General features: G+C 50.1%; 11 protein-coding genes. 5 read left to right on the plus strand and 6 right to left on the minus strand.

Annotation, left to right across the window (positions count from 1 at the left end; all coding sequences use genetic code 11):
- Nucleotides 1-18: 18 nt before the first annotated feature.
- From ACO05E_RS07390 to prlC, 3 genes are all read right to left on the minus strand, one after another.
- Complete coding sequence (locus ACO05E_RS07390; RefSeq protein WP_419812342.1) at nucleotides 19-1,785, minus strand: hypothetical protein; 1,767 nt, start codon at nucleotides 1,783-1,785, stop codon at nucleotides 19-21.
- Nucleotides 1,786-1,900: 115 nt separating this feature from the next.
- A complete protein-coding gene (locus tag ACO05E_RS07395; protein WP_419812343.1) occupies nucleotides 1,901-2,191 on the minus strand; it encodes a YheV family putative zinc ribbon protein in 291 nt (96 codons plus the stop codon).
- On the minus strand, nucleotides 2,191-4,260 hold the full coding sequence (gene prlC, locus ACO05E_RS07400; RefSeq protein ID WP_419812344.1) for an oligopeptidase A: 2,070 nt from the start codon (nucleotides 4,258-4,260) through the stop codon (nucleotides 2,191-2,193). The genes ACO05E_RS07395 and prlC overlap by 1 nt, the downstream gene beginning before the upstream one ends.
- Nucleotides 4,261-4,355: 95 nt before the next feature.
- Between prlC and ACO05E_RS07405 the strand changes: the two genes are divergently transcribed.
- From ACO05E_RS07405 to ACO05E_RS07420, 4 genes are all read left to right on the plus strand, one after another.
- Nucleotides 4,356-4,916: a gamma carbonic anhydrase family protein gene (locus ACO05E_RS07405; RefSeq protein WP_419812345.1), complete on the plus strand. Its 561-nt coding sequence runs from the start codon at nucleotides 4,356-4,358 to the stop codon at nucleotides 4,914-4,916.
- Nucleotides 4,917-5,019: 103 nt separating this feature from the next.
- Entirely contained in the window at nucleotides 5,020-5,742 is a 723-nt protein-coding gene (locus tag ACO05E_RS07410) for a YebC/PmpR family DNA-binding transcriptional regulator (RefSeq protein ID WP_419812346.1), read from the plus strand.
- 186 nt (nucleotides 5,743-5,928) lie between these two features.
- A complete protein-coding gene (locus ACO05E_RS07415; RefSeq protein WP_419812347.1) occupies nucleotides 5,929-7,647 on the plus strand; it encodes a choice-of-anchor I family protein in 1,719 nt (572 codons plus the stop codon).
- A 274-nt stretch (nucleotides 7,648-7,921) separates the two neighbouring features.
- Complete coding sequence (locus ACO05E_RS07420; RefSeq protein ID WP_419812348.1) at nucleotides 7,922-9,289, plus strand: uracil-xanthine permease family protein; 1,368 nt, start codon at nucleotides 7,922-7,924, stop codon at nucleotides 9,287-9,289.
- A gap of 44 nt (nucleotides 9,290-9,333) precedes the next feature.
- On the opposite strand, the gene ACO05E_RS07425 is transcribed toward ACO05E_RS07420, so the two are convergent.
- Both ACO05E_RS07425 and ACO05E_RS07430 read right to left on the minus strand, forming a co-directional pair.
- Nucleotides 9,334-10,065 carry a LytR/AlgR family response regulator transcription factor gene (locus ACO05E_RS07425; RefSeq protein WP_421722729.1) on the minus strand — a complete coding sequence of 244 codons (732 nt, stop codon included), beginning with the start codon at nucleotides 10,063-10,065 and terminating at the stop codon, nucleotides 9,334-9,336.
- Nucleotides 10,062-11,165: a sensor histidine kinase gene (locus tag ACO05E_RS07430; RefSeq protein WP_419812349.1), complete on the minus strand. Its 1,104-nt coding sequence runs from the start codon at nucleotides 11,163-11,165 to the stop codon at nucleotides 10,062-10,064. The genes ACO05E_RS07425 and ACO05E_RS07430 overlap by 4 nt, the downstream gene beginning before the upstream one ends.
- Before the next feature lie 211 nt (nucleotides 11,166-11,376).
- On the opposite strand from ACO05E_RS07430, the gene argH reads away from it, so the two are divergent.
- Complete coding sequence (argH, locus tag ACO05E_RS07435) at nucleotides 11,377-12,774, plus strand: argininosuccinate lyase (protein ID WP_255858261.1); 1,398 nt, start codon at nucleotides 11,377-11,379, stop codon at nucleotides 12,772-12,774.
- Nucleotides 12,775-12,796: 22 nt separating this feature from the next.
- Here argH and ACO05E_RS07440 read toward each other — a convergent pair whose 3' ends face one another.
- On the minus strand, nucleotides 12,797-14,428 hold the full coding sequence (locus ACO05E_RS07440) for a hypothetical protein (RefSeq protein WP_419812350.1): 1,632 nt from the start codon (nucleotides 14,426-14,428) through the stop codon (nucleotides 12,797-12,799).
- Nucleotides 14,429-14,516: the final 88 nt, after the last annotated feature.

Consider the following 14,516-nt stretch of genomic DNA (forward strand, 5'->3'; position numbering starts at 1 on the left):
CAATTTCAGAAATCGGGTTTATTGTGGTGCAATGCGTTTATTCACAGCATTCGCATCGACTGCAGTGATGGGCTTTAACGATCTTACCTGCCACAGATGAATGTCACCTGACTCAAGCGTTACCGCGGCTTGCTGACGCTTGTGGTAGCCGCCCTGCAGTTGAGAGTCCAGCGTCAGCTGATGGGTTCCCGCGTCGAGTGCCACACGGCGGATGCGGATATCGCTGGGTAATAGTAACCAGTTGCGGGTTTCCGCGGCATCGGTCAGCTGGGCGGTAATTTTGCCAACGGCCGATAACAAACCACCAAATTCACCACCAGCAGCCGACGCCACCTGAGCGGCGGTCAGTGCTTTTAACGATGCCCGCGCCAATGCCATCTGGATATCAAAACTGGAATTCAGCACCTGTTCCTGCAACGCCATTTGCGCTGGATTAGACGATTTATACAGGTCATAGGAGCGATCTCCGACCAATAACGCGGAAGGCCCTTCGGCCGGAACCGGGTCGTAATACGGCACGGTGATGCGCATCGATGAACCAATGGCCTGATCCAGCCCAAGATCCATCACCTGTTCCCACAATGGTCCGAGGTAAACGGTTTTTGTCAGGCCCACCAGAGGCAAATCCAGCAACCCGGCGGAGGCATCCAGATAAAACGTCAGCGCATCGACAAATAAGCTATCGGCGTAAAGAATGTAGAACCAGGCCAGCTGATTGCGATCGGTGGCAAACAGATACGGGCGCAGCTCGAACGACTGCAGCGTGGTATTGGCCGACATCTCCAGATTCATTTCTTTGCGCTGCGGCGCCATACCTTTGTGCTCAACCACAATCACCTGAGCGGTATCGTCCCAGCGTTCCAGTTCCGCGCGCTGCTTTTTGCTCAGTTTGCGTGATGCTAAGCGTCGGGCATCTTCGCGGTCACCCGTCTTGCGCAGCATCCGTACCACATCAAACCAGGCCTGAGCCGTCATTTGTGGGTCGAGGCGGAATTGTTTCACAAACCCATCTTCATACGACTGCGCGGCTTTTTGGTAACTGATGCGGGCATCGTCGTACTCGCCGTTCATCTCAAAACTGATGCCGGTCAGATAATGTGCCATGGCATCATCGCGATACACCAGCTGATCCATATCGATCATATTGCCGCTCAGGGCTTCAAAGATATCCAGCAGCTGAGAGAAGGTTTCTTCGTCTTTGCTTTTCTGCTCGGCATAGGTGCCTTTGCGGCTGTTGAGATCATTCAGGCGGATGATTAACCGACGCGATTCAATCCGTGCGCCATCGAGTGCATCTAACCGTTCATTGCGGTTGGTCGCGGTTTGCGCCAGACCGAAATAGTTAAGCGCTTTGTAATAGTTAATAAACATCTTCTCGAATTCGGCACCGCCATAAGGGCCCTGACGCGGATTCGACATCAGCACTGCCAGGGAGTCGCTGATACTGATGGTTTCGAGGCTTTCGGCCAGCTGTTCGGCCTGATTCAGTAACTGATTACTGGCGCTATAGTCGCCCTGAAGGTGTTTCACCACACCCAGTTCGAGGTGATACAACAAGGCATCGTTGCCGGTGGGTTTCAGGGTTTGTTTCAGCGACGCTTCAGCAACGGTCAGATCTCCCTGCTGCACCTGATTCAGCGCTTGCTGCACACCATTGCCGTAGGTCGCACAGCCGGAAATCCAGACAACACAGAACAGTACCAGCAGCCAACGAATGGAGTCAGGCAGCGACTTAACAGGCAACCAGCTAGCGTTCGACAAAGTAAAAAACGGCTGCGATTTCATACGTGACAAGATCCTTGCTCAACACACGTTTCAGAAAACAAGCAGTGTAGCCAGTCCACCTGGCTTTGACTATTGCGTCTGACTGGCATACTGCTTTATCTGTTATTTCTGATCGCTAGTCACTTCCGTCGTTCAATCCTAATATTTTCAGCGGTTGTTCGTCGTCATCCAACACCGACTTACCCACAGGAGTCACACGCGTGGCCAGTTGATCCGTTTCTAATTGGCGCGCCTGATCTTCGGCTTGCTGTTCTGATGACGTCTGGCTAAAGCCACAGGCGATACATTCGCGTACTTCATCACCATCGTCGTTGTTATAAATCACAGTACGATCCATCTCGGAACATTTAGGGCATACCGCTCCGGCAATAAAGCGTTTCGGCTTTTTCTTGGCTTGGTATTCCATCAGGCCACTTCCTCCGCATCAATACCGGAATGACGTAACAGTGGAGCAACCGATGGCTTACGACCACGGAAGTTTTCAAACAACTCCGACGCTTCACGGCTACCGCCCTGGCTGAGAATCTCGCTTAAGAAGCTTTGCCCAGTGGTGGTATTAAAGATGCCGTCTTCTTCAAACTTAGAAAAGGCATCGGCACTGAGGACTTCTGCCCATTTGTAGGAGTAATAACCCGCCGCATAACCCCCGGCAAAGATATGACTAAAGCTATGCTGGAAACGGTTAAATTCGGATACCGGCACCACCGTCACCTGCTGGCGTACTTCAGCCAGAATTTGCTCCGGCGTTACCGGGTTATCGGAGCGATGCTCACGATGTAAGCGGAAATCGAACAGCGCAAATTCCAGTTGGCGCATCATCATCATGGCGCTTTGGAAGTTTTTTGCGGCTAATAACTTATCCAACAATTCCTGCGGTAATGGCTCACCTTGTTGATAGCCATCCGCCCCGTCTTCAAAACGACCGGAAATAAACGCCAGCGCTTCCGGCTCGTAACACCAGTTTTCCAGGAATTGACTTGGCAGCTCCACCGCATCCCAGGCCACACCGTTAATACCACTGACAGCACCAACATCAATTTGGGTCAGCATATGGTGTAAGCCATGACCAAACTCGTGGAATAAGGTCGTCAGTTCATCGTGAGTTAACAGCGCTGGCGCATCACCGACCGCTGGGGTGAAGTTACACACCAGATAAGCGACAGGCAGTTGTACGCCATCGTTGGTTTGGCGACGAATACGGCAATCATCCATCCAGGCACCGCCACGTTTTTTCTCACGGGCATACAAGTCGAGGAAGAAGGCAGCGATTTGTTCGCCGTCTTTTAATACGTGGAAGAAGCGCACATCCGGGTGATAAGTATCAAAACTGGATTGCTCTTCAAACTGGATACCGTATAAGCGCGATACCGTTTCAAACATGCCGTTCACCACGGTATCAATCGGCAGATACGGGCGGATGTCTTCCTGAGAAATAGCGTAACGGCTCTGGCGTAATTTTTCGGCGTAGTAGGTTACGTCCCACGGCTGTAGCTTATCCACACCGTGCTCGGTTTTAGCAAACTCACTCAGCTCAGCAAATTCACGCTCGGCCTGAGGTTTGGCTTTGGCCGCCAGATCGGTTAAGAAGTCGATCACTTCTTGCCCACTGCCTGCCATTTTGGTGGCCACGGAATATTCGGCGTAGTTATCAAAACCCAGCAATTGCGCCAGTTCATAACGCAGTGACAGAATCTCTTTCATCACCTCGGAGTTATCGAACTCACCTGCATTAGGACCAGAATCAGAAGCACGGGTAACAAACGCGGTATACACCTCTTCGCGCAGTTCGCGGTTATCGGCGTAACTCATGATGGGCATATAAGATGGGAAATCGAGCGTGACTTTAAATTTTCCGTCTTCCCCAGCTAACTGGGCCAGCAGGCCTTTGGCACTGTCGGGCAAACCCGCTAACAGCGCTTCGTCGTCGATGATTTTGCTCCACGCCTGGGTGGCATCCAGCACGTTCTCACCAAACTTACTGGTTAGCTCAGATAAGCGCTGTTTGATCTCGCCGTAACGGGCTTTCTTTTCACCTTCCAGATCCACACCACTTAAACGGAAGTCACGCAGTGCGTGCTCAATGGCGGTTTGTTGTGCAGTGGATAAACCCTCAAATTCATCGCTGTTGCGTAATGCCTGGTAGGCGTCAAACAGATCACGATTCTGACCCATCTCGGTGCTGTATTGGCTTAACAATGGCAAACAGGCGTTGTACGCATCGCGCAGTTCATCGCTGTTTAACACGCCGTTTAAATGACCCACTGGCGACCAGGCTTTGGAAAGCTCGTCATCCCACTGTTCGATTGGGGCCACCAGCGAATCCCAACTCGGCGTTTGGCCTTTCAACTCAGCCAACAGCTGAGTGATACGCTCGCGGTTGGTGTTTAACCGTTGCTCAATCGCAGGCAACACCTGCTCTGGCGTGATGGCAGAAAACGGTGGCAGCAGGTGTTCTTGTAACAGCGGGTTAGTCATAGCGATGATGTCCGGATGAATAAATGGCAATTGTTATTCAGATTGGGTCAAATAAGCGGTAATTCAAGCGCACACAACCGATAAGAGAGAGTGTTATGGCTGAGATTAACGACAAGGCCGTCCGCAAATACCAGGGCACAGCCCCCAAACTGGGCGAGCGCGTGTTTGTTGACCGCAGCGCCGTGGTGATTGGTGATGTTGAACTGGGCGACGATGTCTCAGTGTGGCCACTCACCGTGATTCGTGGCGACATGCATCAGATTCGTATTGGTGCGCGAACCAGCGTGCAAGACGGTTCGGTACTGCATATTACCCACGCCAGTGATTTTAACCCAGGCGGTTACCCGCTGATCATCGGCGCAGACGTCACCATTGGCCACCAGGCCATGTTACATGGCTGCACCATTGGCAACCGTGTATTAGTCGGTATGAAAGCCATGATTATGGATGGCGCGGTGGTTGAAGATGAAGTGATTATTGCTGCGGGTGCCGTCGTCACACCGGGTAAAGTGCTGGAGAGTGGCTACGTCTACAAAGGCAATCCGGCGAAACAAGCACGTCCTATTTCGGAAAAAGAGCGTAACTTCTTCACCTACAGTGCTGGTAATTATGTGCGCCTGAAGGATAAACACCTGGCGGAAGGGTTTGATAGGTAGGAGCGGCTCGCCCCCAGCCGCGTCTCGCGCTACAATCAACGCCGATTTTTAAACCCCTTTCGATTAACTCTTTCGATAAAGACACAACGGATAGCGAATACCCATGGGCAGAGCGTATCAGAACCGTAAAGAATCCATGGCCAAAACGGCCGCGGCAAAAACCAAGGTCTACTCTAAATACGGCCGTGAAATTTACATGACGGCAAAAGCCGGTGGTACTGACCCATCCGGTAACCTGTCGCTGCGCTCGCTGATTGACCGCGCCAAGAAAGATCAGGTTCCGACGCACGTAATTGATAAGGCTATCGCCAAAGCCGAAGGTGGAACGGGTGAAGATTTCCAGCCAGCGCTGTACGAAGGCTTAGCGCCGGGTGGTGCCATGGTACTGATCAGCGCTTTAACCGATAACCCGAACCGTACCTTTGGTGAAATTCGCGGTATCTTCTCTAAGTGCAAAGCCAAGCTGGGCACCCAGGGTTCAGTCAGCCACAGCTTTGAACACTGCGCCATGTTTGTCTTCCCGGGTGAAGACGAAGAAGCCGCGTTAGAAGCCCTGATGATGGCCGACGTCGATGTGGGTGAGATCGAATGTGAAGACGGCATGATCACCGTTCAGGTACCACCAACCGAGTTCTTCAAAACCAAAACCGCATTAACCGAAATGGATGAAAACATTGATTTCGAGATGCAGGAAATCACCTACATTCCTCATGCTGAGCATGACATCAGCGCCGATAACGTTGAAGCGTTTGAGCGTTTTGTTGGCCTGATGAACGAGCTGGAAGACGTTCAGGAGATTTACCACAACGGTACTTACGCCAGTTAAGCACCTGACCTTACGTCTGTTATCTGAAAGCCATCGTTGCTTACGCAGCGGTGGCTTTTTTGTTTTTCTTCCCGTTTGTTACATTGCGCAATATAACGGTCACGAATCTGTCATTTCCCCCTGCGACCCTCTTTCTCCAATTTTAACGGACCTTAAAGACTCACTATTCACATTGGGGAAGCTTCGATGAATAGCAAACTGAATAAGAAACTACTGTCACTGGCCATCAGTGGTGTTTTATTGACCGCCTGTGGCAGCGACGATAACGATGATGATGACCTGCCACCGCAAGATGTCGTTACACTGCCGGGTGATGAGGTGACCGAGCCAGCACCGGTTACTCCACCAGCTCCAACAACCCCTCCAGCAGCACAAGCCAGTGGTGAAATTACTCAGATCGGCCGTTACAGCTCAGGCATCTACGACGACGGCGGTGCTGAAATTGTGGCCTTTGACGCCAGCAGCGATAAGTTGTTCGTGGTGAATTCCGGCGATTCCAGCATCGATGTATTAGATCTGAAAGATCCAGCCAACCCACAAAAGTTAACCACCATTGATGTCACGGCAGCCAGTGTTTCTGGTTTCAATGCTGGCGGTGCCAACAGCATCGCCATCAGCAATGGCAAACTGGCGGTTGCCGTCGAAAATGACGATAAGCAGGCCAATGGTCAGGTGTATTTTTACAACACTGACAGCATGGCGTTTGAAGGGGCTGCGGCAACCGGTGCACTGCCGGATATGGTGGCATTCACACCCAACGGAGAATACGTATTAAGTGCCAACGAAGGCGAGCCAAACGATGATTACGACAACGACCCGGAAGGTTCGGTCTCCATCATCAAGGTGTCGGACATGAGTGTTCGTACTGCGGATTTCACCCGCTTTAATGAAAATAAACAAAGCCTGAAAGACGCCGGGGTTCGTATCACAGGTCCAGTGGGCACCACCGTTGCCCAAGACGTTGAGCCGGAATACATCACCATCGACCGCAACAACAGCACTGCTTACGTCGCGTTGCAGGAAAACAACGCTCTGGCAGTGGTTGATATTACCAATGCTGAAATCACTGCGATTCTGCCGCTGGGTTACAAAGATCACAGCCTTGGTGGCAATGGCTTAGATGCGGATAAAAATGATAAGGCAGCCAATATCGTCACCCAACCATTTTTAGGCATGTATCAGCCCGATGCCATTGCCAGCTTTATGGCCGATGACGGAAAAACCTACATCGTCACGGCCAACGAAGGTGATGGTCGTGACTACGATGGTTATGTTGATGAAGTCGACCTGAAAGATCTGCCGCTGGATGAAGCCGCTTTCACTTCCAATCAGCGTGCTTTATTTGCCGATGGTGATGGCCTTGGAGATCTGACCGTTACCAACGCCACAGGCGATACCGATAACGATGGTAAGTTTGAAGAAATCTATGTCTACGGCAGCCGCTCCTTCTCCATCTGGGACGAAAACGGCAGACAGGTTTTCGATTCCGGTGATCAGTTTGAGCAGAAGGTAAAAGAAGTCGCAGCGGATAACTTCAACGCCAGCAATGATAAAAACAGCATTGATAACCGCAGTGACAATAAAGGTCCGGAGCCTGAAGGTGTGGCACTGATCAAACTCGGCAGCAAGGTATTTGCCTACATTGGTCTGGAGCGCCAGGGTGGCATTATGGTGTATGACATCACTGATCCGGCACAAGCGAGCTTCGTACAATACAGCAGCAACCGCGACTTTACCGTTGACCCGGAAGATATTGAGTCCGGTTCACTGAGTGCCGATGCGGCCGGTGACCTGGGTCCGGAAGGCATGTTAACCATCAGTGCTGCGGATAGCCCGAATGGTAAGCCACTGCTGGTCGTGGGTAATGAAGTGAGTGGTACCACCACCATCTACGAAATCCGCTAAGGTTTAATCAGCTTAAGCGGATCCATCTCAGGCCGGTCCCGGTGAGAACTGGGGCCGGTTTTTTATGCACTAAAAATGACCACTCTCTCAATTAAAACGCAATGACTTGCCGCCGGCTAATGGCAATCAGCCTTCATAAGCCTGCCTGACAAATACCCACATAGTTTAAATTGCTTTATTTTTCATAGACTTAGTTTTCTTATTAATATTTTTATAACCATTTGGTCAGTTTATTGCTTAAACAGGCAGATAACGGATCAATGGAGAATAAACAATGTCAGATTCTGCGCCTTCTGAACTGCTGTATGGCCTAAACGATAAACCGCCGGTACCCACGGCGTTTCTGGCCGCGTTGCAGCATATGCTCGCCAGCTTTGTTGGTATTATCACCCCCACCCTGATTATTGGTGGCGTGCTGGGGTTGGGCAGTGAAATTCCTTACCTGATCAGCATGGCGCTGATTGTATCGGGTGTGGGTACCTTTATTCAGGCACGTCGTTTTGGCCCGGTTGGTTCCGGGTTAGTGGCGGTACAGGGCACCAGTTTTGCGTTTTTAGGCGCAGTATTAGCGGCCGGGTTTATCGCCAAAGGCAAAGGCGGAGGCCCGGAAGAGATTCTGTCGCTGATTTTTGGCGTGTGCTTTTTTGGCGCTTTTATCGAAATTTTCCTCAGCCAGTTCCTGCATAAATTAAAAACCGTTATCAATCCGCTGGTCACCGGTATTGTGATCACCACCATTGGTTTTTATCTGATTAAAGTCGGTATGACTGACCTCGCCGGTGGTTTTAAAGCGCCTGACTTTGGCAGCCCGGAGAATCTGATGCTGGGTGGCGGCGTGTTACTGCTGATTATTATCATGAATCAGAGCAGCAATCCGGTTCTGCGCTCCGGTGCCATCTTCTTTGGTTTGATCGCCGGTTTTATTGCCGCGTATTTTATGGGCAAGGTGGATTTCAGTAAGTTATCCGGTATGGAATGGATTGCCCTGCCACTGCCATTTAAATACGGCTTTTCCTTCGATTTTGAAGCCTTTATTCCGGTCGCACTGATTTACCTGATTACCGCCATTGAGTCTTCCGGTGATTTAACCGCCACCTCAATGATTTCACGTCAGTCGATTAACGACGATGCTTACCGTCAACGGATTCGCGGCGGTGTACTGGCCGATGGTGTGAACTCCATGATTGCCGCCATCTTTAATACCTTCCCCAACACCACCTTCAGCCAGAACAACGGTGTGATTCAGTTAACCGGCATTGCCAGCCGTTATGTCGCTTTCTGGGTTGCCGGCATTCTGGTGGTGCTGGGTTTATTCCCAATCATTGGTGGTATCTTCCAACAGCTGCCCAAACCGGTATTAGGTGGTGCGACGCTGGTGATGTTCGGCACCATCGCCGCGGCGGGTATTCGTATTCTGGCAACGCTGGAACTGGATCGCCGCACCATGCTGATTATGGCGGTGTCGTTTGGTTTAGGACTGGGCGTTGCCATGGTGCCGGATGTGTTAAAAGAGATGCCAAAACTGGTTCAGAACCTGTTTGGTTCAGCGGTCACCGTAAGTGGTTTAAGCGCCATGATTCTGAATACGCTACTGCCTAACATCGAAACTAAACCTGCCACTGAGATGACATCAGCTGGCTGAACAGTCAGCCAGCTGATGGGATACGCCTGTCGCAGCGAGAGCTGCTACAGGCGTTTCATCGCTTTACGTACCCCAGGCAGATGCCGGCGACTGACGGCAATGCCTTCAGCCAAGCCTTTCAGATACACCTCATGGCCACCGGCGTCGAGTGCTTCAAGACGTTCAATCCGTGCCAGAGACACCAGCGCACTGCGATGTACCCGCAGGAAATGGTCACTAAATTCGTCTTCCAGATGCTTCAGCGATTCATCAATTAGAGTTTCGCCGTCAACGTGATAGACACTGACGTACTTTTGATCGGCGAGAAAATACACAATGTCGGCCAGCGCAATCAGCTGCATACCATTGTGCGTTCGGGCACTGATATGGGTGCGGGTTCCGGATACCGGTTCCGCATCCTCGCCGTGTTGATCCAGCCATTCGGCGGCTCGTTGTAACGCCCGGCTCAGGTCAGCCTTGGCGATGGGCTTCATCAGGTAATCAATCGCTTTAACCCGGAAGGCCTGTAACGCGTGTTCGTCATAGGCGGTGCAGAACACCACTAATGGCACATGATCGAGTTCCTGAATGGCTTCGGCCACTTGCAGCCCGGTTTTGCCCGGCATCTGAATATCGAGCAGCACCAGATCACAGCGATACTGGCGCAGCCAGGACAAAGCCGATTCGCCATCACCAGCTTCGGCCACCACCTCAAAATCGCCATGTTCCTGCAGCAAACGCTTTAACCGCTCGCGCGCCAGTGGCTCATCGTCCACCACCAAAATACGATAATTCATGACTGGTTCTCCATTAACTGGCTGTCTGCTAGATGAGCTGCCATTAATGTCTGCGGCAAACGTAGCTGTACCCGGTACTGACCGCCCAGATCATCAATCGACAGCTCGGCCGGGTGTTGTTCTGTGGTGATCATCGCCAGCCGTGCCCGGATATTGGCCTGAGCCATCTGATTTCCATGCACACTCTCCTGCTCCGGATCTTTGGAATTGGCGATTTCTAACAGCCAGTCACTATCTTGCTGGCGTAAACTCAAACGAATCAGGCCACCCTGAACGACGGGCTGAATACCATGGTAGACGGCATTTTCCAGCAAAGGTTGCAGTAATAATTGTGGCACCATCAGTTCTGGCAGTGTCGCTGGTAAGTCCAGCTGTACCGTCATACGTTCGCCCAACCGCACTTGTTCGATATCGAGATAACGACGACTGAGTTCCAGCTCCTGTGCCAGCGGCACCAGCTTGTCATCGGCTTTGAGCACCGCACGAAACAGCTGAGCCAGATCGACCAGCATGTGCTCGGCTTTATCCGGATCAATCACAATCAGCGACGCGACGGTATTGAGGGTATTAAAAAAGAAGTGTGGCCGGATATTAGCCTGCAACGCCGCCAAACGGGATTTCAGCTCAGCCTGGGTTTTGAGTCGCCACTGACTTTGCACATAAAAATAACGCAGCGCCATCATGGCAAAAATCGCAGCAATCACCTGATTGCGTAACACCCAGGCCCAGTCGATGGCCGGGTCTTTCATCGGCCATAAATGCTCCCCCAGCAGACTCACGCCCAACGTCACCAGTTGGGTAATCGACAGTGCCACCAGCGACGCACTGAGCACATGCAGATGCGACATCAAGCCGCGTAACTGACACAACACCGCCACCGACAACAAGGCCACCCATTGCACAAATAACGACACAATGGCAAAGCGCTGCCAGGAAAAACCGGGTAATCCGGTTTCCACCAGCGTCAGTGCCAGTACCAGCGCCTCACTGAGAATCAGCAAAAACATTACCGCCCGGCTATTGCACAGATCCGGCAGGAAAAACGCTTCTAACAATTCATGTTTACTGGGGTGTTGTGACATGGAGTCCGGGGTCGTCACGCTCTTTCCTGAATAATTGATACAGATAGTGCCAGTAGCGTCGCTACACAAGAACTCATAGTCTCTCTATACAAGGAAGCCGGTGCAAGGTATCTGTTGGCAAAAGGCGCTGAAACAGCGACAGAATGCACTTTGAGTGGTTATAATCCGCCGCCATAACGCTGTCTGCCTGCGCAACCAGCAGGTGTCCGTCAACAAATTGAGGTGTGATATGACTGATCAGAACCAAACCAACTCATCTTGGGGTGGCCGTTTTTCCGAACCAACCGACGCGTTTGTGGCGCGTTATACCGCTTCGGTAAACTTCGATCAGCGTATGTACGCGCAGGACATTCAGGGCTCGGTGGCACACGCCAAAATGCTGTGCAAAGTCGGCGTGCTGAGCGAGCAGGAGCGTGACGATATTCTGCGTGGCCTGGAAGAAGTCCGTCAGGAAATCGAGAGCGGCAACTTCAACTGGTCGGTTGAGCTGGAAGACGTTCATATGAACATCGAAGCCGCGCTGACCGCCAAGATTGGCATTACCGGTAAGAAACTGCACACCGGCCGTTCCCGTAACGACCAGGTAGCCACCGATATTCGTCTGTATATGCGCGACGAAATCGACGTGATTGCCGCCGAGCTGACCCGCCTGCAACAAGGTCTGGTTGAGCTGGCAGAACAAGAAGCCGACACCATTATGCCGGGCTTCACCCACCTGCAAACCGCCCAGCCGGTTACTTTTGGTCATCACCTGCTGGCCTGGAACGAAATGCTGGAGCGCGACTTCGCACGTCTGATGGACTGCCGCAAGCGTATCAACATCCTGCCATTAGGTGCCGCTGCACTGGCTGGTACCACCTACCCGATTGATCGTTTCTATACTGCTGAGCTGCTGGGCTTTGATCGCCCAACCGAAAACAGCCTGGATTCCGTATCCGACCGTGACTTTGCGATTGAATTCACCAGCGTGGCGTCATTGATTATGATGCATATGTCACGTTTCTCGGAAGAGCTGGTGCTGTGGGCTTCCGCTCAGTTCCAGTTTATCGACCTGCCGGATCGCTTCTGCACCGGTTCTTCCATCATGCCGCAGAAGAAAAACCCGGACGTACCAGAACTGGTGCGTGGTAAAACCGGCCGTGTGTATGGTCATATGATTTCGCTGCTGACGCTGATGAAGTCACAACCACTGGCGTACAACAAAGACAATCAGGAAGACAAGGAGCCGCTGTTCGACACTGTCGATACCCTGCGTGACTCGCTGCGTGCCTTCGCGGATATGGCGCCACACCTGCAAGCCAAAAAAGAATTTATGTACGAAGCGGCCAAGCGTGGTTTCTCCACCGCAACCGACTTAGCCGACTACGTTGTGCGTAAAGGTATTCCGTTCCGTGACGCGCACGAAATTGTGGGTAAAGCCGTGGCCTATGGCATCGAAAGCGGTAAAGACCTGAGTGAAATGACGCTGGAAGAACTGCAACAGTTCTCGGATGAAATCACCGCCGATGTCTTCGACGTATTAACGCTGGAAGGCTCGGTTGCTGCCCGTGACCATATTGGTGGTACGGCGCCGAATCAGGTTCGTGCGGCTTCGGCTCGTGCTAAGGAAGCACTGGCGAAGCGTTAATCAAACTCATTAAAGGCGATAATTATTTATCGCCTTTAATCTTTTCTAATTCTTCTTTTAGTTTTTCAACGTTGTTGTGTTCTTCAAAGAAGCGAACGAATGCTTGGACTTGTTGGCCTTTTACACCTGAGAACTGATTTAGATATTTTTTAATGCCAATCGAACGCCAAGTAAATTCTGTATCTACTGCTAAATCTTCTACATTTTGAAGTACATTATCAATATCAGTTTTATCAAGTAAAAATAGTAAAAAACTCATAATGGAAGACGCTAAGACACTTGAATCAAGACTATCTAAAGCATTATTTATTCTTCTCTCTGAGCGATTTTTCGGCTCTCTCAGAATAGATAGCTCAGCACGATTTATTATAGCTCCTTCAATTGCCTTTTTTATGCCTGGTAATTTTTTCTTTTCAAATCTAGTAATTAAATAGTCGTAAGTAGCAGCAGCTTCATCTAGGCGTCGCTCCTCACCTAAGATAATGCTTTTATTGTACAGTGCCATAGCAACTGTCTCTTGCAGCTTCAGTTGGTCACTACTTAAAAACCGAGCAATCAAATCATCGTAGACGGCTAGAGCTTCATTTGGACGTTTCTTTTGATCTAGGATATTACTCTTATTATACAGAGCCAAACCAACCAGCTCTTGTAACTCCGATATTTCGCTACTCTCAAATCGAGTGATTAAATTATCGTAGATAGAAACTTCTTCATCTAGACGACCATCCAAATTTAGGCAAAGTGCCTTTGCAAATAGAGACGATGCTACATCTATATCTTTAGCATCTATATGTCGTTCTGATAGTTCAAAATATTCCATCGCTTTTGGATAATTATTGCGCGTGTATTCATCAACACCCAGTTGATACCAGTCATCGGGGGTAAATTCAGATTCTGGTTTTTGACGAAGTTTAAAGGTGCTGATTTGGTATTCTTCTTTCTCTTCTTCTGTTAGCTCTTTCTCGATAGCTTTCTGAGCAAGCTTTTTAATTCGTTCTAGATAATCATGTGATTCATTCAGAATTTTTTTAATTTTTTGTTCCAGATCTTCGATTCGTTTTTCCGAGTCCATAAGAAGATTAGTTATATGTTCCTCCCACTTCTCTCGATGCAGATTTATTTCGTTTTTTAGTTGCTCTGATAAATCACTTTTGATCTCTTCCGAATAGATTTCTAGCTGCTCTTTCGCTGATTCAACAGCCAATTTCTTCGATTGAGAACTAAATATTAAAGTAATGCCAGTTATAACTACGGACAAGATACCAGCGACAATCCCAAACCATCCCAATACAGTTGTATATTTATCAACACTAGCACCAATATCTGAAATCCGCCCTTCATATTGATCAACCTGATTAGACAATTTTCCATGCTGTAAATTGACCGATTGTGTTAGCTGGTTTAACTGCTGTTTCAGCAACTCAATCTCTTTGTTCTGCTCTATCGAATCGGTAGCAGACCGGCTGTACTCAAGTCGGTTTACCCGGTCTTGCAGATCAAAAAGCTGCTGCAGAACAATCGAGTTAATTTCAACTGAGGGGGGTTGCTTAGAGTCTTGGGCTTGAGTCTGAGTCTCGGCTTGAGCTTGTGCTGTTGCACTGCCGCAAACCGAAAACACTAAAACGAAAAGAAGGGATTGGAGAATTGCTTTCATCAACGGGCCAATAGGTAAGTCCTTTATCAGCAATTGAGCCACTGAATGTGGTGAAATGCAATTCTCATTAATTTCTGACATTAAGCAG

Source organism: Bacterioplanoides sp. (assembly GCF_965226395.1).
Classification (GTDB): Bacteria; Pseudomonadota; Gammaproteobacteria; order Pseudomonadales; family Oceanobacteraceae; genus Bacterioplanoides.